At 56.0% G+C, this 22,558-nt stretch carries 23 protein-coding genes; 19 read left to right on the forward strand and 4 right to left on the reverse strand.

The features are described from left to right. Positions 1-14: 14 nt before the first annotated feature. Positions 15-935 (reverse strand): alpha/beta fold hydrolase, encoded by a 921-nt coding sequence (locus AC097W_RS19635; RefSeq protein ID WP_479604328.1) that lies wholly within the window; start codon positions 933-935, stop codon positions 15-17. After that, entirely contained in the window at positions 932-1,696 is a 765-nt protein-coding gene (gene yihA / locus AC097W_RS19640; RefSeq protein WP_479604329.1) for a ribosome biogenesis GTP-binding protein YihA/YsxC, read from the reverse strand. Before yihA ends, AC097W_RS19635 begins: the two co-directional genes overlap by 4 nt. Before the next feature lie 70 nt (positions 1,697-1,766). Here yihA and AC097W_RS19645 point away from each other — a divergent pair, with 70 nt between their 5' ends. The 5 genes from AC097W_RS19645 to AC097W_RS19665 all read left to right on the forward strand — a co-directional run bounded on the left by AC097W_RS19645 (position 1,767) and on the right by AC097W_RS19665 (position 7,720). After that, complete coding sequence (locus AC097W_RS19645) at positions 1,767-2,429, forward strand: c-type cytochrome (protein ID WP_479604330.1); 663 nt, start codon at positions 1,767-1,769, stop codon at positions 2,427-2,429. 117 nt (positions 2,430-2,546) lie between these two features. Next, positions 2,547-4,694, forward strand: a complete 2,148-nt coding sequence (locus AC097W_RS19650) for a cytochrome c biogenesis protein ResB (RefSeq protein WP_479604331.1) — start codon at positions 2,547-2,549, stop codon at positions 4,692-4,694. A 4-nt stretch (positions 4,695-4,698) separates the two neighbouring features. Continuing rightward, the gene (ccsB, locus tag AC097W_RS19655) at positions 4,699-6,042 is read left to right on the forward strand and encodes a c-type cytochrome biogenesis protein CcsB (RefSeq protein WP_479604332.1); all 1,344 of its coding nucleotides are present in this window, start codon (positions 4,699-4,701) and stop codon (positions 6,040-6,042) included. A 45-nt stretch (positions 6,043-6,087) separates the two neighbouring features. Beyond that, positions 6,088-7,095, forward strand: coding sequence for a protein-methionine-sulfoxide reductase catalytic subunit MsrP (gene msrP / locus AC097W_RS19660; RefSeq protein ID WP_479604333.1), 1,008 nt, complete (start codon positions 6,088-6,090; stop codon positions 7,093-7,095). Positions 7,096-7,150: 55 nt separating this feature from the next. Next, on the forward strand, positions 7,151-7,720 hold the full coding sequence (locus AC097W_RS19665) for a protein-methionine-sulfoxide reductase heme-binding subunit MsrQ (RefSeq protein ID WP_479604367.1): 570 nt from the start codon (positions 7,151-7,153) through the stop codon (positions 7,718-7,720). Between the two features lie 153 nt (positions 7,721-7,873). Here the strand turns inward: AC097W_RS19665 and lptM are convergent, their stop codons facing one another. Then, a complete protein-coding gene (gene lptM, locus AC097W_RS19670; protein WP_479604334.1) occupies positions 7,874-8,047 on the reverse strand; it encodes an LPS translocon maturation chaperone LptM in 174 nt (57 codons plus the stop codon). A gap of 12 nt (positions 8,048-8,059) precedes the next feature. Here lptM and cyaY point away from each other — a divergent pair, with 12 nt between their 5' ends. Further along, positions 8,060-8,392: an iron donor protein CyaY gene (gene cyaY / locus AC097W_RS19675; protein ID WP_479604335.1), complete on the forward strand. Its 333-nt coding sequence runs from the start codon at positions 8,060-8,062 to the stop codon at positions 8,390-8,392. Here the strand turns inward: cyaY and AC097W_RS19680 are convergent. Further along, the gene (locus AC097W_RS19680) at positions 8,389-10,800 is read right to left on the reverse strand and encodes a penicillin-binding protein 1A (protein ID WP_479604336.1); all 2,412 of its coding nucleotides are present in this window, start codon (positions 10,798-10,800) and stop codon (positions 8,389-8,391) included. The two genes, cyaY and AC097W_RS19680, sit on opposite strands and share 4 nt — an antisense overlap. Positions 10,801-11,068: 268 nt before the next feature. On the opposite strand from AC097W_RS19680, the gene AC097W_RS19685 reads away from it, so the two are divergent. The 13 genes from AC097W_RS19685 to AC097W_RS19745 all read left to right on the forward strand — a co-directional run bounded on the left by AC097W_RS19685 (position 11,069) and on the right by AC097W_RS19745 (position 22,549). Continuing rightward, complete coding sequence (locus AC097W_RS19685) at positions 11,069-12,148, forward strand: pilus assembly protein PilM (RefSeq protein WP_479604337.1); 1,080 nt, start codon at positions 11,069-11,071, stop codon at positions 12,146-12,148. After that, positions 12,145-12,780 (forward strand): PilN domain-containing protein, encoded by a 636-nt coding sequence (locus AC097W_RS19690; protein WP_479604338.1) that lies wholly within the window; start codon positions 12,145-12,147, stop codon positions 12,778-12,780. The genes AC097W_RS19685 and AC097W_RS19690 overlap by 4 nt, the downstream gene beginning before the upstream one ends. Positions 12,781-12,791: 11 nt before the next feature. After that, positions 12,792-13,466 carry a type IV pilus inner membrane component PilO gene (locus tag AC097W_RS19695; protein WP_479604339.1) on the forward strand — a complete coding sequence of 225 codons (675 nt, stop codon included), beginning with the start codon at positions 12,792-12,794 and terminating at the stop codon, positions 13,464-13,466. Continuing rightward, positions 13,463-14,005 carry a pilus assembly protein PilP gene (locus AC097W_RS19700; protein WP_479604340.1) on the forward strand — a complete coding sequence of 181 codons (543 nt, stop codon included), beginning with the start codon at positions 13,463-13,465 and terminating at the stop codon, positions 14,003-14,005. Before AC097W_RS19695 ends, AC097W_RS19700 begins: the two co-directional genes overlap by 4 nt. After that, the gene (locus tag AC097W_RS19705; RefSeq protein WP_479604341.1) at positions 14,002-16,098 is read left to right on the forward strand and encodes a type IV pilus secretin PilQ; all 2,097 of its coding nucleotides are present in this window, start codon (positions 14,002-14,004) and stop codon (positions 16,096-16,098) included. Before AC097W_RS19700 ends, AC097W_RS19705 begins: the two co-directional genes overlap by 4 nt. A gap of 41 nt (positions 16,099-16,139) precedes the next feature. Beyond that, entirely contained in the window at positions 16,140-16,661 is a 522-nt protein-coding gene (locus AC097W_RS19710; protein WP_479604342.1) for a shikimate kinase, read from the forward strand. A 43-nt stretch (positions 16,662-16,704) separates the two neighbouring features. After that, positions 16,705-17,853 (forward strand): 3-dehydroquinate synthase, encoded by a 1,149-nt coding sequence (gene aroB / locus AC097W_RS19715; RefSeq protein ID WP_479604343.1) that lies wholly within the window; start codon positions 16,705-16,707, stop codon positions 17,851-17,853. A 71-nt stretch (positions 17,854-17,924) separates the two neighbouring features. Further along, positions 17,925-19,118: a deoxyguanosinetriphosphate triphosphohydrolase gene (locus AC097W_RS19720; RefSeq protein WP_479604344.1), complete on the forward strand. Its 1,194-nt coding sequence runs from the start codon at positions 17,925-17,927 to the stop codon at positions 19,116-19,118. A gap of 47 nt (positions 19,119-19,165) precedes the next feature. Then, on the forward strand, positions 19,166-19,813 hold the full coding sequence (locus AC097W_RS19725; protein WP_479604345.1) for a hypothetical protein: 648 nt from the start codon (positions 19,166-19,168) through the stop codon (positions 19,811-19,813). Then, complete coding sequence (locus AC097W_RS19730) at positions 19,810-20,394, forward strand: DUF1415 domain-containing protein (protein ID WP_479604346.1); 585 nt, start codon at positions 19,810-19,812, stop codon at positions 20,392-20,394. The genes AC097W_RS19725 and AC097W_RS19730 overlap by 4 nt, the downstream gene beginning before the upstream one ends. Beyond that, a complete protein-coding gene (locus tag AC097W_RS19735) occupies positions 20,391-21,311 on the forward strand; it encodes a class I SAM-dependent methyltransferase (RefSeq protein WP_479604347.1) in 921 nt (306 codons plus the stop codon). Before AC097W_RS19730 ends, AC097W_RS19735 begins: the two co-directional genes overlap by 4 nt. 51 nt (positions 21,312-21,362) lie before the next feature. Further along, positions 21,363-21,830, forward strand: a complete 468-nt coding sequence (locus tag AC097W_RS19740) for a glycine zipper 2TM domain-containing protein (RefSeq protein WP_479604348.1) — start codon at positions 21,363-21,365, stop codon at positions 21,828-21,830. Positions 21,831-21,853: 23 nt separating this feature from the next. After that, on the forward strand, positions 21,854-22,549 hold the full coding sequence (locus AC097W_RS19745; RefSeq protein ID WP_479604349.1) for an REP-associated tyrosine transposase: 696 nt from the start codon (positions 21,854-21,856) through the stop codon (positions 22,547-22,549). The last annotated feature ends 9 nt before the right edge of the window (positions 22,550-22,558 follow it).

Below are 22,558 nucleotides of genomic sequence, written 5' to 3' on the forward strand. Positions count from 1 at the left end.
AATTGCACGCGACTTTAGTCTGGTTTTGATTGCAGGAATTGCTGGAGCAGTTGCGTCACCAAGGCAGGCTCCTCGTGAAGGATCCAGTGCGTGGCGCCCGGTATTTTGTGAATCGTCAGATGCGGCACGAATTCTGCAAGGCCTTCGATCAAATCGGGGGGTAGTGCCTTGTCATCCATGCCCCATATCACTTGCGTGGGCATGGAAATCGTCAGCATGCTTGGCGGCAAGTCAACTGCCGCGGCGGCCGGATCTTCAGGACGAGGCGGTCTCAGGGGTGAGGACCGGTAGTAGTTGCAGCCGCCATGCATGCCGCAGCCCCACACCTCGCGGTATTGCATTTTCACCGCATCTGTCAGCCACTTCGTGCTGTGCCCAGCCCCGAACATGTCCGTCAGAAACGACCACAGCATGCGGTAATCGTCTTCAACCAATCGTTGTTCTGCGTCCTCGCGGATCAGAAAGTTCATGTAGGCGCTGGCACGCTGCTGGACCGGATTGGTTTTGAGTTCCCGCAGGAATGTTCCCGGATGCGGCGAGTTGATGATTGCCAGTTTTCGGGTGAGATGCGGGAGCTGGTTGGCGAAATTCCATGCAACAGCACCACCCCAGTCATGTGAGACCAGACACTCCAGTGCTTCTGCCCCCTGCGTCTCTATAAACACGAGCGCGGCAATGTCCTGCACCAAATGCTTGGGTCGATACGCGGAGACTTCTGGCGGAGCGGAGGATCGTTCGAACCCCCGCAAATTGGGTGCGACACACCGGTAACCACCATTTTTGTCTTTTGCGAAATACTCGAGTATTTCGTCCCAAATGAACGCGCCTTCGGGGAATCCGTGCAGGAAGAAAAGTACGGGCCGTCCGCGGGAGCCTGCGGCCCTGCAACTCAATGTGATCCCGTGCGGGAGCGGTTGCAGGTAAGCTTCAATCACGGGGCTGAGTCTGGATCTGAAGCTGGCGCTGGCGCTGGCGCAGGATCTGCAGCCTGAGTCGGTGGCGTTGCACCGTGTGGGTGCGCCCACTTCCACAACAGTTGGGCTACGTCATCGACCCCTTTGCGTTTGGTGGCCGAAAACAGCATGACTTCACCTCCGCCGGCCTGCAGTTTGGTGATGGACAGCACTTTGGCGCCTTCGCTACGGGTCAATTTGTCCGATTTGGTCAAGATGATCAGGAATTTCAAACCTTCCTGCACCCGTGGACGGATGACGTCCAGAAGGATCTCGTCCAGCTCGGTCAGGCCGTGGCGGGGATCGCACATCAGCACAATGCCCATCAGGTTCTTGCGCGTAATCAGGTAGTTGGCCATCACTTGCTGCCAGCGGATCTTGTCCTGCTTGGGCACTGCCGCATAGCCATAACCGGGTAGGTCGGTCAGGATGGCGTCCGTGATGCCCTGTTTGCCCAGGCTGAACAGGTTGATGTGCTGGGTTCGTCCGGGTTTCTTGGACGCGTAGGCCAGTTGTTTTTGTTGCGTCAGCGTGTTGATGCAAGTGGATTTGCCGGCATTGGATCGACCGACAAAGGCGATTTCAGGTAAATCCAGCGGCGGCAGAAAGTGCAATTCTGGCGCAGTGGTCAAAAATTTGGCTGTGTGCAGCCAGCCCAAAGCAATAGTTGCTGGAGACTTTTCAGCGGGGCCTGATGCAGGCGCCGGATGAGAAACAGAGGGTGGGTTTGTGTTGGTAGTCATTAATTTAGGCGGGGGACCCGAGCCTCCATTGTAGAATGATGCTGTTTTGCTCACCAAACACGACAGCCATATGAAGTTGATTGCCCAATTACTATTCGCCGCATCTGCCGTTGCGGCACCATTCTTAGTTCTTGCTGCGGACGCCGTACCCGCGCCTGCTGCTCACTCCGAGGCAGTCGTTGCCAAGGTAGTCAAGCCGGATCTGGTGAAGGGCGAGGCAAGCTATGGCGCTGTGTGCGCTGCATGCCACGGTGTGGATGGGAACTCCGGAACGCCGGCCTATCCCAAACTCGCGCAGCAGCACCCCGAATATCTGGTCAAGCAGTTGCAGGAGTTTAAATCTGACAAGCGCAACAACGCCATCATGAAAGGCTTCGCCTCCGCGCTTTCTGATGAAGATATGAAAAACATCGCGTTTTGGGTGACTTCGAAGAAGGCCAAGACTGGTTACGCCAGCGACAAGAGCCTGGTGACTCTGGGTGAGCGTATTTATCGGGGTGGTATTGCTGACCGCCAGGTTCCCGCATGCGCTGGTTGCCACAGCCCTACGGGCGCAGGCATTCCCGCGCAGTATCCTCGTCTGAGTGGCCAGCATGCGGACTACGCCGTCGCGCAGTTGACGGCATTTCGCGACGGCGTGCGCAAGAACAGTCAGCAAATGACCCAGGTGGCGGCCAAGCTGAATGACCGTGAAATCAAGGCAGTGTCGGATTACGTGGCCGGACTGCGGTAATACCTTTGCCGCTATTTGGTTCTTTATGGAACCAAACGACGGCGGCACACCCTAATCGGGGCGGACGCATCGCAGGATGGTCTGCCCTTTTTTCTTTGAGTCTCCCGAATCCTATTCATGACAGTCACTACACACGGCATTGAACTGAAGTCCGGATCGCGCGCCCTGCGTGCGTCGGTGGAACTGCTGTCTTCCATGCGGTTTTCAATCTCACTGTTGACCGTCATTTGCATTGCTTCGGTGATCGGTACGGTGCTCAAGCAGCGTGAGCCGTTGGGCAATTACGTCAACCAGTTTGGCCCGTTCTGGGCGGAGGTGTTTTCTGCGGTCAGTTTGTACAACGTCTATAGCGCCTGGTGGTTTCTTCTCATCATGGGCTTTCTGGTGGTCAGCACGTCGCTGTGCGTGGCCCGCAACACGCCCAAAATACTGGTAGACCTCAAGTCGTACAAGGAAAACATCCGCGAACAAAGCCTCAAGGCGTTTGGTCACCGGGCACAGGTCGTGCTGGAGGAGTCTCCCGAGACCGCGGCGCGCCGGATTGGGCAGTTGCTGGTCGGCGGTGGCTGGAAGGTCAAGCTTCAGCAGCGTGAAACGGCGAAGGGCGGCGGTTGGATGGTGGCGGCCAAGGCGGGGGGAGTCAATAAAATTGGCTACATCGCTGCACACAGTGCGATTGTCCTCGTGTGCCTTGGTGGACTACTGGACGGCGACCTGATTGTCCGCGCGCAAATGCTGTTCAACGGGAAGACGCCCTACAAGGGCGGCGGGATGATCGTGGACGTGGCACCCGAGCATCGTTTGGGTGAACGCAATCCGACGTTTCGTGGAAACTTGCTGGTGGCGGAAGGTACCCAGTCCAGCACGGCTATTCTGAATCAGGCAGATGGAATTTTGTTGCAGGAACTGCCATTTGCCATCGAATTGAAGAAGTTTGTGGTGGAGTACTACTCCACGGGAATGCCCAAATTGTTTGCCAGCGACATCGTGATACATGACAAGGAGACGGGCGAAAAATTGCCGGCTCGCGTGGAAGTGAACCATCCTGCGAGCTACAAGGGCATTGAAATCTACCAATCGAGTTTCGATGATGGTGGCTCCACTGTGCGTCTGCGTGCCGTGCCCATGGGGGCGGAAACCAAACCCTTTGAACTGGAGGGGGTCATCGGCGGATCCGCAAATCTGACGCGTGGAAACGCACCGGGTGCTGAGCAACTGACCGTGGAGTACACAGGCCTGCGTGTCATCAACGTGGAAAATTTTAGTGGTGATGGGCTTTCCGGGACCGATGTTCGCAAGGTGGATCTGCGAGCGTCCATTGATGCCCGCATGGGTGCTGCCAACAAAAATGCCAACAAGAAAAATCTGCGCAATGTTGGCCCCAGCGTGAGTTACAAGCTGCGTGATGCGGCCGGACAGGCCCGTGAGTTCAATAACTACATGCTTCCCGTGGATATGGGCGATGGCGCGCCGATTTTCTTGCTAGGGACGCGTGACACCCCGGCGCAACCATTCCGCTATTTGCGCATTCCTGCTGACGCGCAGGGCTCCATGGATGAGTTCTTGCGGCTACGCGCAGCGCTGTCTGATGCCCGCATGCGCGACTTGGCCGTGAAACGGTACGCCAGTAAAGCGGTGGATGCCAAACGTCCGGAATTAACCCAGCAGCTCAGCGTGTCAGCCGCCCGGGCCCTGTCCCTTTTTGCGGGAACCAGTGGAAGCAAGACGTCAGCGCCAACCGCTGGTTTGCAGGCGGTTGCGGATTTCATTGAAGCCAATGTGCCCGAATCCGAGCGGGACAAGGCCGGGGAAGTTCTGGTCCGGATTTTGAATGGGTCGCTTTTTGAGTTGGCCCAGCTTGCACACGAAGAGGCCGGGCTGAAACCCATGGTGCCTGACGACAAAAGTCAGGCCTTTATGACGTTGGCGGTTCTGGCTTTGAGTGACGCTCCTCTCTACCCTGCGCCGGTAGTCTTGCAGTTGACGGACTTCACGCAGGTTCAAGCCAGCGTGTTTCAGGTTGCACGTGCTCCCGGGAAAACGGTGGTCTATCTAGGGTGCGCCTTACTCATTCTGGGGATATTTGCCATGCTGTATGTTCGTGAACGGCGTTTGTGGGTATGGCTGTCACCCAGTGAGTCGACAGAGTCTGCGCCGAACCCCGCGGCACAAGCCACGATGGCCCTCTCCACCAATCGTAAAACGATGGATGGGGATCGAGAATTTGAACAACTGAAGTCCAAATTGCTGGGCTTGAAGGAGTAGAGACATGAATACGATGACATCCAATAGCCCCGCCGCGGTCCAGAACATCTCGCTGAACGAGGGTTATTTTTCGAAACGCAATTGGCTGGACTGGTTGTTTGCCGCTTCGGTGGTGTGTGGTGGTCTGTATGTTTTTTCGATTTATGGCGGTGCGATGGACGTCTATGAGAAAGGAATTCTTATGGCCGCAATGCCGAGTGCGATCGCTCTTGGATGGTTCTGGCGACCCCTTCGGATTTTGATGCTGGCCGTTGCCGCCCTGTCATTGTTTGGCATCCTGTCGTACCAGGGTAATCTGGAGCGTGCAGAGACGGTTTTCTGGCTCAAGTATTTCCTCTCCAGCCAGTCGGCAATTCTCTGGATGAGCATGCTGTTCTTCATCAGCACTGCGTTTTACTGGATTGGCGTTTTCGCCAAAGGCCGTGCGGATGGGATGGAACTGGTTGCGTCACGCCTCTTGTGGGTTGCCGTCACCATGGCTCTGGTCGGCACCATGGTGCGCTGGTATGAAAGCTACCTGCTGGGAGCAGATATTGGCCATATCCCGGTGAGTAATCTGTACGAAGTATTCGTTTTGTTTTGCTGGCTCACGGCTGCGTTCTATTTGTATTTTGAGGCGCAATACAAAACCCGCGCCCTGGGTGCATTCGTCATGCTGGTCGTGAGCGCTGCAGTTGGATTTTTGCTGTGGTACACGCTGGTGCGCCAGGCGCATGAAATACAACCGCTGGTTCCCGCATTGAAGAGTTGGTGGATGAAGCTGCACGTGCCAGCCAACTTTATTGGTTACGGTACGTTTGCCCTTTCGGCCATGGTGGCGTTTGCCTACCTTATCAAACAGCAGGCCGGCGAGGCGCGTTGGTACAAGCTGGCACCACTGTGGCTACTCGGCGTTGTATTGTGTTTTGAACCCGTGGTGTTTCGCAAATCAGCGGTTCTGGGCATGAGTGATTACTGGGCCGTTTATTTTGGTATTTCCGCCTTGATTGTTGCGAGTATTTTGTTTGGGCGGCGGCGTCTCGCCGAGCGCTTGCCTTCGTTCGAGGTACTCGATGATGTGATGTACAAATCCATTGCGGTTGGCTTTGCCTTCTTCACTATCGCCACGGTTCTGGGGGCCTTGTGGGCGGCCGAGGCTTGGGGTGGCTACTGGAGTTGGGATCCCAAGGAGACCTGGGCGCTGATCGTGTGGCTCAACTACGCAGCCTGGTTGCACATGCGCCTGATGAAGGGCTTGCGCGGCACGGTGGCGGCATGGTGGGCGTTGGGTGGGTTGGCTGTCACCACGTTTGCATTTATTGGCGTCAACATGTTTCTGAGCGGGTTGCATAGTTACGGAACCTTGTAAGAACGGCGCTCCTCAGACGACCAACACTTAAACGAGGACTTCAGCATGCTTATCAAAGACCAACGTAACGGGTTTAACCACACCACAGCGAGCGAGATTACCGACCGCGGCTTCTATGAGAATAGGCGTGGCATTTTGAAACTGATCGCGACGGGTGCCGCTGGGTCGGCAATGGCGACTTGGGCATCCCGCCAGGCGCTTGCCCAGGGTGCAGGTCCGGTACCGCGGCCCGGCAAGCTCCCCGTCCTGGCGGCAAGGCAGTCGGCAGTGGCTGGAGCCGCAACCATGGAGAAGGTGACCGCTTACAAGGACGCCAGCACCTACAACAACTTTTATGAGTTTGGCACCGACAAGGCAGACCCTGCAGTGAACGCGCATACGCTGAAGACCAGTCCCTGGACGGTCGAGATTGAGGGCTTGGTGAAGAAGCCCGGCAAGCTGGGCCTTGAGGAACTGCTCAAGCTCAGTGCGATGGAAGAGCGCATTTACCGCTTGCGCTGTGTCGAGGGTTGGTCTATGGTCGTGCCGTGGGTAGGCTATTCGCTGGCTGAGTTGATCAAGCGGGTCGAGCCTCTGGGTAGTGCCAAATACGTCGAATTTGTGACCCTGGCTGACCCCAAGACCATGCCGTTCGTGGGTTCCCGGGTCCTCGATTGGCCCTATGTCGAGGGGCTGCGGCTGGACGAGGCCATGCACCCTTTGACCTTGCTGACGTTTGGCATGTATGGCGAGGTGCTGCCCAACCAGAGTGGTGCCCCGGTGCGTCTTGTAGTGCCATGGAAATACGGGTTCAAAAGTGGCAAAAGCATTGTCAAGATACGATTCACCGACAAGCAGCCCGCTACGGCTTGGAACAAGGCTGCGGCCAATGAATACGGTTTCTTTTCCAATGTCAATCCGGATGTGGACCACCCGCGCTGGAGTCAGGCCACCGAGCGGCGAATTGGCGAAGACGGGTTGTTTGCGAAAAAGCGCAAGACTTTGATGTTCAATGGATATGAAGCGCAAGTAGGGCAGTTGTACGCCGGTATGGACCTGAAGAAGTTGTACTGAACCCGCTGTGCGTGCGTCCCTGAACCAATGGCTGGGCAGTCGCCTGGCCAAACCCATGGTCTTCGTTCTGGCATTGCTGCCCTTTCTCTGGTTGGTCTTGGCCGCAGCATTGGACTGGCTCGGGGCCAATCCAGCGGAGGCGCTGGAGCGCTCCACCGGTGACTGGACTCTGCGCATGCTCTGCCTCGTGTTAGCGGTAACGCCATTGCGCACGATAGCCCGCTTGCCAACCTTGGCCCGCTTTCGTCGCATGCTCGGGCTATTTGTCTATTTCTACGCGCTTTTACACTTTGCCGCCTACAGCTGGTTCGACATGGGCTTTGACCTGGGCGCTATTGCCAAGGACATCCCCAAGCGGCCGTTCATCTTGGTCGGATTCTTGTCGTTGGTGCTCTTGACCCCGTTGGCCTTGACGTCGTTCAACCGGGCCATTCGGGCGCTGGGTGCGCGTCGGTGGCAGATGCTACACCGTTCGGTCTACGCCGTCGCCGTGCTGGCCGTGGTGCATTTCTTCTGGATGCGCGCTGGCAAGAACAATTTTACCGAAGTCGCAGTGTATGCGCTGGTTCTTGGTGTTTTGCTTGGCTGGAGAGTCAATCAAAAATTTAGAAAAAAAGCCATCTAGCCCCCGATCACACTGCGTGTAATGCTATAAAAATAAGAGCAAAATGTGGTGTGTGGGATTGAGCCGAACGGCCCCGCTTGATCAGGGAAAATGGCAAAACGCCTGTTGCCAAGCGCGGCGAAGTCCAGCAACGGTCAATGCGCAAACGGGAGACTATTCCGAAAACGGGAGTGGCGGGCGCGCTGGTAGGGATACAGGCGCTGACGGCTTGGGTGGTTGGGCCGTGGCAGGCAAATACAGTGGGCCGGTTTGGCCGCAGCCGGAAAGATTCAGCACACTGGCGCCAAGGGCAAGCGCGCTGATTAGAATTTGCTTTGTTGTCAACATGGTGAAATTGTAATGACCGACCCTGAATTCATGGACCGAGCGGAAACGTTGCTGAAAGCCGTAGAGGCCTGCTGCGATCAGATCAATGATGAAACGGACGCAGATGTCGATAACCAGCGGGTGGGAGGAATGGTCACCCTGACCTTTGCCGACCGGAGCCAGATCATCATCAATCTGCAAAAACCCCTGCAGGAAGTCTGGATGGCCGCCAAGTCCGGCGGTTACCACTACCGATGGATGGACGGCCAATGGCAAGATACCAAAGGCCAGGGCGAGTTTTTTGCAGCGCTGTCGCGCAACGCCAGCAATCAGACAGGCCGGGAGCTGCAATTTCGATGTGACTAGTTTTTGAAGAAGTCCATAATCCTTGTTTTCTCGTCCTCAGGTGCGGTGGCCTTTGGAGTCGTCCCGCCCCCTTTTTCTTCCGGGCCAGTCGACGCGGCGGGAGTAGCTGTTCCAAGCCCAAGGCCTGCCACTCCCGCTCCTTTGGCGAACTCGTCGAAATACCATTCCCCTCCTACTTGGACCACGCCTTCCGGCGCAGTTGGCTCCATCACGGAGACATTGCGGAGTGCGGTCTCCATGTAGCTGATCCATACCGGCAGACTGAGGCCTCCACCCGTCTCCCGGTCGCCCAGCTTGCGAGGCGTGTCATAGCCGATCCAGGTCACGGCGGTCAACGTGGGCTGGTATCCCGCAAACCAGGCATCCATCGAGTCGTTGGTTGTTCCCGTTTTTCCGTAAACATCCGGGCGTTTCAGTGTTGCTTGCGCACGTGCAGCAGTGCCTGAGCGTGTCACTTCCTGCAATAGGCTGGTCATTAGAAAGGCATTTCGGGCGTCAATGGCCCGCTGCGATTCAGTTAACACTGGCGCTTTTGATTCGATTAGCAATTTCCCGCGCTGCTCGGCAACTCTGGAAACCAGCCATGGATTCACCCGAAACCCGCCATTGGCAAATACAGAGTACCCGACGGCCATTTGCATGGGTGTCACAGATCCTGCGCCCAGGGCCATGGTGAGGTAGGGAGGATGCTTTTCTGGATCGAAACCGAAGTGAGAAATCCATTCTTGCGCATACTGGGGTCCAATGGCGCGCAGAATCTGGATCGAAATCATATTTTTTGATTTCGCCAGTCCGCGACGTAGCGTCATGGGCCCTTCAAAGGTGCCGTCGTAGTTTTTGGGCTCCCACGGTTGCCCGCCTGTGACGCCCGCATCAAAGAACAGAGGCGCATCGTTGATGACTGTTGAGGGCGTGAAGCCTTTTTCCAAGGCGGCCGAATAGATGAACGGTTTGAAGCTGGACCCCGGTTGTCGCCAAGCCTGGGTCACGTGGTTGAACTTGTTTTTCGCAAAGTCGAACCCTCCAACCAGTGCTTTTATGGAGCCATCGCGCGGATCAACCGAAACAAATGCCCCTTCAACTTCAGGCAATTGGGTAATTTCCCAAGTGCTCTTTTGGGTCTTTGAAACCCTGATGATGGCGCCTCGGCGAATCTTGATGTTGGGTTGCGCCTTGTCTGACAGCCCGGACTGAGCGGGCTTAAGGCCGTCCCCTGTGATTTCAAGTAACTCGCCCCCCTGACGCATGGCTCTTATTCGCTTTGTATCTGCGTCCATCACCACGGCAGACATTACGTCGCCATTGTCGGGATGCTCGTCCAGCGCGTCGTCAACTGCCTCTTCAATTTCTTGTGCATTGGCAGTCAAAGTGATGAATTTCTCAGGACCGCGATAAATTTGCCGCCTCTCGAAATCCATAATTCCCCTGCGCAGGGCCTTGTAGGCGGCATTCTGGTCACCAGTCCTCAATGTGGTCTGAACGTCCAGACCGCGGGTGTAGGTCTCTTCGCCGTATTGCGCATATATCAATTGACGGACCATCTCTGCTACGTACTCAGCATGCACCTTGTTGTTGTTGGGGCCATTTCGGATGATCAGTTCCTGGTTTTTTGCTGATTCCGCTTCTTTCGCTGTAATGAAGCCATTCTCCAGCATGCGATCAATAATGTGACGCTGGCGAATCCGCGCGCGTTGGGGGTTGCTGATCGGGTTGTACGCCGACGGCGCTTTGGGTAGGCCGGCAAGCATTGCAGCCTCGGCCACAGTTATATCTTTTAGTGGCTTTCCGAAATAGATTTCAGAGGCTGCAGAAAATCCGTACGCGCGATTTCCCAGGAAAATCTGGTTCATGTAAATTTCAAGAATCTGATCTTTGCTCAGCAAGTGTTCCAGCTTGAATGTAAGCAAAATTTCATAGATCTTGCGGGTGAACGTCTTTTCAGTCGAGAGGTAGACATTGCGTGCAACTTGCATCGTAATGGTCGACGCGCCTTGGCTTTTGGCCTTTCCAACATTGGCCAAGCCTGCGCGCAGAACGCCCAAATAGTCGACTCCTCCGTGTTGATAGAAGCGCGCATCTTCTATCGCCAGAACCGCATTGGTCATCACTTTCGGGATTTCCGTGATGGGAGTCAGGTTGCGCCGCTCTTCGCCAAACTCGCCTAACAGATCACCTTCAGCAGAAAAGATGCGCAGAGGTAACTTTGGGCGGTAATCGGAAAGGTCAGAAATATCCGGCAGGTTAGGGAAGGCCACTGCCAATGCCAACGCGATCAATACCAGTAGCGAAAAGACTCCCGCCACCGCAATTCCCATACTCCACAAAACCAGGCGTATAGGCCATTGCAGCGTCGCCAAGCCGGTGTGCTGATCTGTATTCTTCTTTGATGGGGGGGTGGTCGTTGGCATAGAAATATGAAATGAGTCGCCTTTGCATTATAAAAATGCAGATCTTCGCGCCGGCAAACTGTGCAATTAGTGGATTGTTGCCGCTTCCTCCTCAGGAAGCCAAATCTGTATATTGTTTTTGATCGCAAACAAAAAACGTCTGCTTTTGACAACGTTTGAAATCATTTGAAACAGAAAAAATCTTTGCGGGACAAGGTGCTTACTGATAGCATTGAAGTGATTTCTTAAGTCTGGCCGACGTTTTTTCGGTCTGTTTCAGGGGATAGTTTTGATCTCATTGGGGTCGTTTTTTAGTCGTCAGCCCGCACCTATGCTTGGGTTGGATATCAGTTCCTCTAGCGTCAAGCTGGTGGAGTTGGGCCATGACAAGGCCGGCAACCTGGTGCTTGAGCGTTGTGCAATTGAGCCGTTGGAGCGAGGTTGGATTACGGACGGCAATATTGAGAAGTTTGATGAAGTAGCCGGCGCGTTGCGGCGACTTGTCAAGAAAAGCGGCAGCAAGACAAAAAATGTCGCTATGGCTTTGCCTCCATCAGCAGTAATCACCAAAAAGATCATTTTGCCTGGCGGCATGACCGATCAGGAGCTTGAGCAACAGGTAGAGACTGAAGCCAATCAATACATTCCTTTTCCGCTGGATGAGGTCAGTCTGGACTTTTGTGTGATTGGCCCGAGCGCAACTTCCGCGGGCGATGTGGAAGTGCTGATCGCTGCATCTCGCCGCGAAAAGGTGCAGGATATTCAAGGATTGGCTGAAGCTGCCGGGCTAACCCCTGTGGTTGTTGATGTGGAGTCGTATGCAGCCAGGTTGGCAGCCGGGCGACTCATCGAGAATTTGCCTAACCGGGGTGCTGGCTTGATTGTGGCCTTGTTTGAAGTGGGGGCCCTAACGACCAGCATGCAGGTGCTTCGAGACGACGAGGTGCTCTACGATCGGGATCAAGCATTTGGCGGCGCGCAGCTTACCCAATTGATTGTTCGTCAGTACGGATTTTCGCCGGAAGAGGCAGAAAGCAAAAAGCGCAGCGGAGAGCTCCCGGACGACTACGAATCCGCAGTGTTGCGACCTTTTATTGAGACAATGGTGCAGGAGTTGGGGCGCGCACTGCAGTTCTTCTTTACCAGTACACCGCACAACAAAGTTGACTACATCATGTTGGCTGGCGGATCGGCGGCGTTGCCAGGCCTGACCGCCGCAGTGACTCAGCACACCACTTTTCCCTGCAGTTTGCTCAATCCATTTGATGGAATGGAAATTGGTGATGGGGTCCGGCTGAAGAGAATGACGCGTGAAGCGCCCTCGTACCTGACGTCTTGTGGCTTGGCCTTGCGGAGGTTCGCGCAGTGATTCTTATCAACCTGCTTCCCCACCGCGAAGCTGCACGCAAACGGCGTCGTGATCTGTTTAATGTGTCTTTGGGGGCTTCGGCCGTTTTGGGTGGCCTCATAGCCGGAGCGATTTTTCTGTGGTACCAGGGCGCAATATCTGCGCAACAGGGTACTAATGTGGTTCTGGAAACAGAGATCAAGAAGCTCGAAGGGCAAATCAAGGACATCGTTGGCCTCGAAGCCGAGATTGCCGCACTGCGTGCGCGACAGCAAGCGGTGGAAGACCTTCAATCCGACCGCAATTTGCCAGTTCATTTGCTTACCGAATTGGTCAATCAGTTACCCGACGGCGTCTATATCAACAAAATGACGCAAGTCGACCAATTGGTGACCATCAATGGGGTTGCCCAATCTAACGAGCGGGTGTCAGAGTTGCTGCGCAATCTATCCAGTAACACGCCCTGGTTTAGCAAGCCTGAGCTAGTGGAGATTGTGGCTGGCACCGTAGCATTGTCTGCTCGTGACCAAAGGCGAGTGGCTAATTTTACGATCCGGGTTCGACTGGTGCGGGCAACCGAGGCTGAAAAAGCGGCGGCCAAACCTGCGGGAGTGGCGTCTGCGCCTGTCGCACTGGTCGACGGTAAGAAATAGTGGGATCCCAAATGGCAACCAAAACCCCCATTTCTTTTGACTTTGCAGCATTCCAGCAGAAACTGACGAATCAGTTTCGTGATCTGGATCCCAAAGACCCGTCCGCTTGGCCGTCGCTTCCGCGATACGCCCTGTTCGCTTGCACGTCCATCGTCATCGTGGTGGCGCTGTGGTTCGTTTGGTTGAATGGGTCACAGGAAATGCTGCAGCAGGAGCAGGACAAGGAGGTCAAGCTCCGTGAAGACTACAAAACCAAGCTTACAAAGGCAGTTAATCTCGATGTTCTCAAGAAACAGCGTGAGCAAGTGCAGCAGTACGTGACCCAGTTGGAGAAACAGCTCCCCAGCAAAGCAGAGATGGATGCACTCCTTTCCGATATCAATCAGGCAGGCTTGGGTCGAAGTCTGCAGTTCGATTTGTTTCGTCCAGGTCAAATTGCGGTGAAGGAATATTACGCCGAGCTACCGATTGCTATTCGGGTAACCGGTAGGTACCACGATATAGGAGCATTTGCCTCGGATATCGCAAACTTGTCACGAATTGTCACGTTGAACAACTTGACTATTGCTCCCAAGCCTGACGGCACATTGATCCTTGATTCAACTGCCAAAACCTTCCGCTATCTTGATGCAGATGAAGTAGCTTCACAGCGCCAGGCGTCTGCCGGTAAAGGAGTCAAGAAATGAAGCGTTTGAGCTTTTTCTCGGTGCTCGGTGTGCTGAGTGTTCTGGCAGGGTGCGGAACTTCGGGTGAGGACGATATTCGGCAGTGGATGGTCGAGGAGCGAAATCAGACACGTCCCAAGGTGGCCCCTATTCCTGCACCCAAGCAGTTCAAGCCCGAGGTGTATACCAATGCGACGGCGATTGAGCCTTTCAGCAATCAGAAACTTACGCAAGCCTTGAAGCGGGATGCGTCGCAGGTGGCGGCCAATGGGGCTTTAGTGGCGCCTGAGCTTGCGCGTCGCAAGGAGCCCTTGGAGGCGTTTCCGCTAGACACCATGAACTTGGTGGGGAGCATTGTCAAGGCGGGACAACCGGTCGCGTTGGTGAAGGTGGACAATTTGCTGTATCAGGTGAAGTTGGGCAATTACTTGGGGCACAACTATGGTCGGGTGACCAAAATCAGTGAGTCTGAGGTAACTTTGCGCGAGATCGTGCAAGACGCCGGCGGTGAATGGATTGAACGCATTGCAACATTACAGTTGCAAGAGAGGTCTAAATGAAACATCAGAATAAGCGTATGGGATTGCACATGTGGCAAGGCATTATTTTTTCAGTTGCCTTGTTGTTGGGGGCGGCGGCGCAAGCGCAGACTGCAATTGAGTCGGTAACCGGCTCCGTGCAAGGGGGCACCGAGGTCGTCAGGATTGACCTCTCGCAGGCTTTGACCGCCGTACCGACAGGCTTCGCCATTCAGTCCCCCGCGAGGATCGCGCTGGATTTCCCGGGTGTCTCGAATGCCATGGGGCGTTCCACCGTCGATATAAACCAGGGTAATTTGAAGTCTGTGAGTGTCGTTCAGGCTGGGGAACGCACGCGTGTGGTGCTAAACCTGAAGCAACCTGCGACGTACAAGACGGAGATTCAGGGCAAATCACTGCTTGTGGTGCTGGAATCAGCAATAGCGACTTCTCCGCGCGCATCGATAGCCCCTGTTTTTGCCGAAAATCGCAGTCGGGATTCCGCTCCCTTGAAGGATGTGGACTTCCGTCGGACCGCGGACGGGGCTGGACGAATTGTGGTGACATTGCCAAACAATCAGGTCGGAGTCGATATTCGTCAGCAGGGCCAAGCGTTGGTGGTGGAGTTCATGAAGTCTACGCTGCCAGAAGGGTTGCGCCGCCGATTGGATGTTGCCGACTTTGGCACACCGGTGAAGTCGGTGACCACATCCCAGTCAGGAGATCGCGTGCGGATGGTCATTGAGCCCAAAGGTCTGTGGGAGCACAGCGCGTACCAAAGCGACGAGCAATTTGTAGTGGAGGTCAAGGAACTGAAGGTAGACCCGAAGAAGCTGACCCAAGGCGTCGGTTACAGCGGGCAAAAACTGTCACTGAATTTCCAGAATATCGAAGTTCGATCTCTGCTCCAGGTGATCGCCGATTTCACGAACTTCAACATTGTCACCTCGGATTCGGTTTCTGGTTCGGTCACCCTGCGCTTGCAGGATGTACCTTGGGATCAGGCTTTGGATATTATTTTGCAGGCAAAGGGTCTGGGCTTGCGCAAGAGCGGGAATGTTCTGTGGGTCGCGCCCAAGGATGAAATTGCAGCGAAAGAGAAACTGGATCTTGAGTCGGTAGCATCGGTGCAAAGTCTTGAGCCATTGCGTACCCAGTCATTCCAGATTAATTACGCGAAGTCGTCTGAGATTGCAGCGCAGCTGACGGCAGGCGGTGGTGGCGCGGCCAGTGCCCGAATGCTAAGTGCACGCGGTAGCGTGATTGCTGAGCCACGCACCAATCAGCTGTTCGTGACAGACATTCCTAGCAAATTGGAGCAAGTTCAACAGTTGATTGCCAAATTGGATATTGCGGTGAGGCAGGTGCTTATTGAGGCGCGAATCGTCGAGGCTTCCGATAGTTTTGGCAAATCATTGGGCGTGAAACTCGGCGGAGGCGGAACCGCCGTGACACTGGGGACTACGGAAGGTGGTCCGTTGAATGGTACGGTTGGGTCAAGTTATGTGACGGGTTCTGCTGCAACTACTTCCGGGAATTTCGTGAACCTGCCATCGACTGGCGCTTTGGGATTTGCCAATCCGGGAACTTTCGCCGTGTCTCTGTTCGGCGCTGCTGCTGGCAATTTCCTGAATTTGGAAATATCGGCTCTCGAGGCTGATGGCAAAGGTAAGGTTGTTTCCAGTCCTCGGGTGGTCACTGCTGACCAGATCAAGGCCTTGATTGAACAAGGTACCGAATTACCCTACCAAGTCGCCTCGTCGAGTGGCGCGACGTCCATAGCGTTTCGTAAGGCCAGCCTTAAATTGGAGGTCACGCCACAAATTACTCCCGAAGGCAGCATTATTCTGGACTTGGATGTGTCCAAAGACACGGTCGGCCAGTCAACTCCAGCGGGTTTTGCCATCGACACCAAACATATCAAGACTCAGGTATTGGTCGAGAATGGCGGGACTGTTGTGATTGGCGGAATCTTCACGGAAGAGCAGACCGACAGTGGAGCCAAGGTACCGTTCTTTGGTGATTTGCCTGGCATTGGTGTGTTGTTCAGAAACAAGGCGACCTCCACTACAAAGCGTGAGATGCTGGTATTCATCACTCCCAAGACCCTTGCCGAACGGGCAGTCGGTCGTTGATACAGCGGCAGTGTGGCCCTGCTTGGAATTCTGGTTCACAATTGTTAGTTAGTCTTGTCGGACTCCCTGGCTCGGGCAAAACGACCGTTGGACGGCAGCTTGCCCGACGGTTGCAGGTGCCTTTTGTCGACTCGGATCATGCTATCGAGTTGCGGTTGGGCTGCTCTATTCGTGAATTCTTCGAGCGGGAGGGCGAGGCAAGCTTTCGAGATATTGAAGAAGAAGTCATTAATGCATTGACCCTCGAGTCTCCGAGGGTTCTGTCCACTGGGGGGGGCGTGGTTTTGCGGTCCGCCAACCGGCAGCATCTGCGCAGTCGCGGAAGCGTGATTTATCTTAAATCCACCCCGGATGAGTTGTATCGTCGGTTGCGCCATGATGTGAACCGTCCTTTGCTGCAAGTAGCCGACCCCTTGGCGCGCATGCGGGACTTGTTTGTGCAACGGGACCCCCTGTATCGTGAAACAGCGCATTTCGTGCTTGAAACGGGCCGCCCGTCGGTCTCGACGTTGGTCAACATGATTGTGATGCAACTGGAGCTCGCCGGAGTCGTTCCTCCTTAGGGCTGACGATCTCATCGCGGTCAGGCGAACGAATGATGGGGACATGTCCGAAGACACTAAACTACGGCGCATGAGTTCTTCGACGTTTCAAACCATTCAAATAGCGCTCGGTGACCGCAGTTACCCCATCAAAATAGGTGGCGGCCTCATGGCGCAGTCCGAAACCTATGCCTCGCTACCATCAGCGGCCACTGCGCTTATCGTCAGCAACTCAACCGTGGCGCCGTTGTATGCAAAGCCGCTTAAAGCGGCGCTGCTCGAAAAATACCCCTCAGTACACGTAGTCGTTTTGCCAGACGGCGAACAATTCAAGACTTGGGAAACTTTGAATCAGATATTTGATGCACTTTTGCAGTACGGCAGCGATCGCAAAACGGTGTTGTTTGCGTTGGGCGGCGGAGTGGTCGGTGACATGACCGGTTTTGCAGCTGCCAGCTACATGCGCGGTGTGCCATTTGTGCAGGTGCCCACGACGTTGCTGTCGCAAGTGGACTCTTCTGTGGGGGGTAAAACGGCTATCAACCACCCGCTGGGCAAGAACATGATTGGTGCGTTTTACCAGCCGTTGCTGGTGGTGTGTGACCTTGACACCATCAACACCCTGCCGCAGCGGGAGCTCAGCGCTGGACTTGCAGAAATTATCAAATATGGTCCGATTGCTGACATGGATTTTCTGGACTGGATTGAGGCCAATATGGACGCTCTTTTGGCGCGCGATCCGGTTGCACTGGCCCATGCTGTCAAGCGCAGTTGTGAGATCAAGGCGTGGGTGGTGGCGCAGGACGAGCGGGACTATGGACTACGCGCCATACTGAATTTTGGCCACACGTTTGGTCATGCCATTGAGGCGGGGTTGGGTTTTGGCACATGGTTGCATGGTGAAGCGGTGGGCTGTGGCATGGTGATGGCGGCAACGCTTTCCCAGCGCCTGGGGCTGATCGATGCCGCCCTGGTGCAACGTCTGACGACACTGATTCGAAGAGCCGGGTTGCCCGTGCAGGGGCCGCGGCTGAACCTCGGCGCTACAGAGAGTGGCGGTAATGCCGATGCCTACCTAGCGTTGATGCGTCACGACAAAAAGTCCGAGGCGGGAGAAATCAAGTTCGTCGTGATTGACGGGCCGGCCCGCGCATCGGTGCGCAGCGCGCCCGACGCCTTGGTGCGTGAAGTGATTGACGCATGTTGTGCCTGATGATTCGCTATTGTTTTGATAGCGGTTTGCGCTTGCTCTATGGGGGCTAGAGGTCGATTCGGCTTGCAACCATGACATTGGCATCGTACGCATGCAATCCCGCACAAACGCGCGGAAGGCGCTTTCCCGAAACACCGGCGCCGACGCGCACTGACTACCAGCGCGACCGCGACCGCATCGTGCATTCCACCGCATTTCGCCGGCTGGTCTACAAGACGCAGGTATTTTTGAACCATGAGGGCGATTTGTTTCGCACCCGCCTGACCCATTCGCTGGAAGTAGCGCAGCTCGGTCGCTCGATCGCCCGGTCACTCGGTCTCAATGAAGACCTGGTCGAGGCCATCGCCCTGGCGCATGACGTGGGGCATACGCCCTTTGGTCACGCCGGACAGGATGCGCTCAACGCGTGCATGGCGGCGGCAGGTGGCTTTGAGCACAACCTGCAAAGCCTGCGGGTTCTGGATCACCTGGAAGAGCGTTACCCTGAGTTTGACGGTTTGAATCTGTGCTTTGAAACCCGCGAGGGAATTCTCAAGCATTGCTCGCGCGCCAATGCGGCGTTGTTGGAAGTGGATGAGCCGGCTTTTGCGGATGGAAATGGCGGCGTCGGCCAGCGATTTTTGAATCGCACCCAACCCAGTCTGGAAGCACAGTTGTGCAACCTGGCCGATGAAATTGCCTATAACGCCCACGACATTGACGACGGTGTTCGATCAGGGTTGATTTCGCTGGAACAGCTTCAGGCGGTCCCCCTGTTTGAGGACTTTCGCCAGCAGGCGCTGGCTTCACATGCACGGCTTGCAGAACCGTCCCAGTCCCGGCGGTTGTTGTATGAGTCTATTCGGTTGATGCTTAGCGCTCAGGTGTATGACGTGATTGCCGCCACGCAAAGCGCCATTGAAGCCGCGCAGCCGCGGAGTGTGAACGAGGCCCGGGCCATGGCGCCGCTGCTGACCTTCAGCATTGAAATGCGGGAGCGCTCCCAACCCCTCAAGGCTTTTCTTTTGCGCGAGTTGTACCGACACCCGCAGGTTGTGCACAACATGGCGCGCGCCCAGCAAGTGGTGCGGGAATTGTTTGCGGCTTATTGCAGCGCACCGCAGGAAATGCAGGCGGGCTTCGTGGCACGTTCAGCTGTGCTGAATGCCTCTAACCCGCGCGATACGCCCCTCCTACGCATTGTTGCTGACTACATTTCCGGCATGACCGACCGGTTTGCCGCGCGCGAGCATGAGCGCCTGACCGGGCAGCACCTGTTGGACTGAGTGCTCGGTAAAATTGGCCAAAAATGCAAAGTGTGTCCGGAGGGTTCGTGAGTTTTCTCGATCAATTGAAATCGCAGGCCAGCGCGCTGCAAAGCCAGCAGTCCTCTCAGTTGAAGAACGACGAGGACCAAGCCGTGCAAACCGAGATCGCCTGCCAGCGGGTATGGCACTACGTGCGTGATCTGGCCAAACAGCTTTCGGTGATCACTCCGGGCGGGCCCCAATATTCGCTCGACGGCAAGACCCCCTGGCCCGCCATGAAGCTGATTAACTTCCGGGTAGATTCGCGCAAGAAAACGCTACGTGACAAAGAGGTGTACGACACTATCGCCATGGGTTGGGACATCGTCCCGCAGCAGGGATCACCTGTCTCTGGCGCCGTCAGCGTCAACTTCCCTCCAGATCTGGAGCGGGTGCAAAAGCGACTGGCATTCGGCCACGTGGACCATGAACGCAAGGACCAGCGCCATCCCGAGAAGGGTACCCTGCAATCCATTTTTTTTGAGTACACCACGCGGGCGCGTGGCAACGTGACTGTGACCGCCGACCATGACAACGCGCAATTGGTGTTTCGGGTCGCCAATGCCGATGGCTTTGGTGTGGTTTCCAGCACTTGGCCAGCCGTTCGTATTCAGAATGATTTGATGGATGAATTGGCCAAGTTGATCATGGCGCAATCCAGCCGGTTTTTATGAATAGTTCAGTGAACCCGGTAGACGCGGTGGTGGTGGATGACACACGTCGCTGGCTGCAACGCGCAGTCATTGGTCTGAACCTGTGTCCGTTTGCCAAGGCGGTCGATGTCAAAGGTCAGGTGCACTACGCTGTCAGCCATTCCATAGGTTACAAAGACCTGTTGGCGGACTTGAAAAGAGAGCTCAATGAGCTCGCAGCCCTCAATGCAGCTGCGCGGGACACTACGCTTTTGATAGCACCAGACGGGTTGGGTGATTTTCTGGAGTTCAACGACTTTCTGGCCCAGGCCGACCGGTTGCTGGTCAAGCTGGGCTTCGACGGCGTGTTCCAGATTGCCAGCTTGCATCCCCAGTACCAGTTTGCCAACACCTCTCCAGACGACATTACCAACTTCACCAACCGCTCGCCGTACCCGACTTTGCACCTGTTGCGTGAAGAGAGCATCGATCGGGCGGTGCAGGCCTTCCCCCATGCGGAGGCTATTTTCGAGGTCAATATGCAAACGATGGAACGCATTGGACACGATGGTTGGGCTGCGCTGGATGTCGATGCCCACACGCGTGGCAAGATCACGCCATGAAACATCGCAAAACCGGCCCGGATTCCCCGTCAGCCACTCCCGCACGCGCGACGAAGCCGGTGGACGCCAACCCCCTTGCTGCCGAGGTGCGTCCTGGCCAAAGTATCGAACTGCTCAAGGAATTGCACATCCTTACCAGAGAGGGCAAGCTCAACCAGGATTCGCGGCGCAAGCTCAAGCAGGTTTACCACCTGTACCAGTTCATTGAGAAGTTGCTTCAGGAGCTGCCCGACGCGGGGCACGGCGTCACGCTGGCTGACCATGGCGCAGGCAAGTCCTACCTCGGTTTCATCATCTACGACCTGTTCTTCAAGAACTTGGCGCGGGGCCATATTTATGGCGTGGAGACACGCCCTGAGCTGGTGCAAAAATCGCGTGAGCTGGCGAACAAACTGGGCTTCGAGCGCATGTCGTTCCTCAATTTGAGTGTGTCCGATTCCACCGACTCCCAGGCCATGCCATCGCAAATCGACGTGGTCACCGCCTTGCATGCCTGTGATACGGCGACCGACGACGCCATCGCCTTTGGCCTGAAAAAGAAGGCGCGCTACATGGTGCTGGTGCCCTGCTGCCAGGCCGAGATCGCGCGCAGCCTGAATGCGGGCAAGGCGCTTTCACTGAACCGCACACCGCTGGCAGAGTTGTGGCGCCACCCTTTGCATACCCGCGAAATGGGGAGCCAGATCACCAACGTATTGCGCTGTTTGTACCTTGAAGCGCGGGGCTACCAGGTTACGGTGACCGAATTGGTGGGCTGGGAGCACAGCATGAAAAACGAGCTCATCATTGCCCGCTACACCGGCAAGCCCAACCGTGCGGCGGCACAGCGCCTGCAGGCTTTGTTGCAGGAGTTCGGGCTCACCGCCCTGCTCGACACCCGCTTTACATTACCGCTGGACAACGAACCCGCGGGCTGACGCGTTCAGTCCGCAAGCGTTACCATTTACCCCTGATTTTTGGAGTTACCAATGAAACCACTATCTAACCTGGGCTTGGCACTGGCCGTAGCCACCACGCTGGTGGCCTGTGCCAGCAGCAGTCCCGACGTGATTCAACGGGGCGATGCCCAACGCATGTCCCAGGTGCAAGATGGCATCGTGCTGTCCGTGCGCAACGTGGTGGTGGATGGCAGCCAGTCCGGCATAGGTGGTGCGGTGGGCGGCGTGGTGGGTGCCATCGGGGGGTATGGCGGTAGTGGCGTGCAACGCGAAGCCCAGGTGCTGGGCGTGCTGGCCGGCGTGGCGGGCGCTGCAGCCGGTAATGCCATCGAGCGTTTCTCCACCAAGGAAGACGCTACCGAAATCCTGGTTCAGCTCAAAGGCGGTGAGCGCCGCGCCATTGTGCAGGCCAAAGGCACCGAGTTATTGGCTGCAGGGGATTCCGTCATCATTGTCACCACGGGCAGCAAAGTGCGCGTTACCAAGGCGCCCCGGTAAGACGCTGAAGGCGGTGGAGTTGCATGGCCCGTCTTCCCCGTCTCACGCTGCCCGGGTTTCCTCACCACATCATCCAGCGCGGCAATAACCGCCAAGCCATTTTTGCGTCGGCCGCCGACTACCAGACCCTGCTGGATTTGCTGGATGCCAGTGCCCGCAAGTTCGGGGTAGCCATCCACGCCTATGTGCTGATGGCCAACCACTTTCACCTGCTGGCAACGCCCCAAAGCACAGATGCCTTGTCACAAATGATGCAGGCCGTAGGGCGGCGCTACGTACGCTACTTCAATGACTCACAAAAACGCAGCGGCACTTTGTGGGAAGGGCGATACCGATCGACCGTGATTCAGGCAGAACGCTACCTGTTGCCCTGCATGGCCTACATGGATCTCAATCCGGTGCGCGCTGGCGTTGTTGCGCAGGCGCGGGACTACCCCTGGTCCAGCCACGGACACTATATCGGGCAGCGCACCGACAAGCTTATTACCCCGCATTCACTGGTATGGGAGTTGGGTAACACGCCGTTTGCCCGCGAGGCAGCCTATGCCGAGCGGGTGCGCGAAGGCATCAGTCCGGTGCAGCAGACCACCTTGACGGACGCCGCCTTGCGCGGCTGGGCCTTGGGTGATCCTGAATTTGTGGCTGAATTGCAAAAAATAACCCAGCGGCGGGTCACGAAAAGCACCGCTGGGCGGCCGGGTTCACCCCAGATAATTTAGACGAATAAT

This window comes from Rhodoferax sp. GT1R46 (assembly GCF_056521285.1).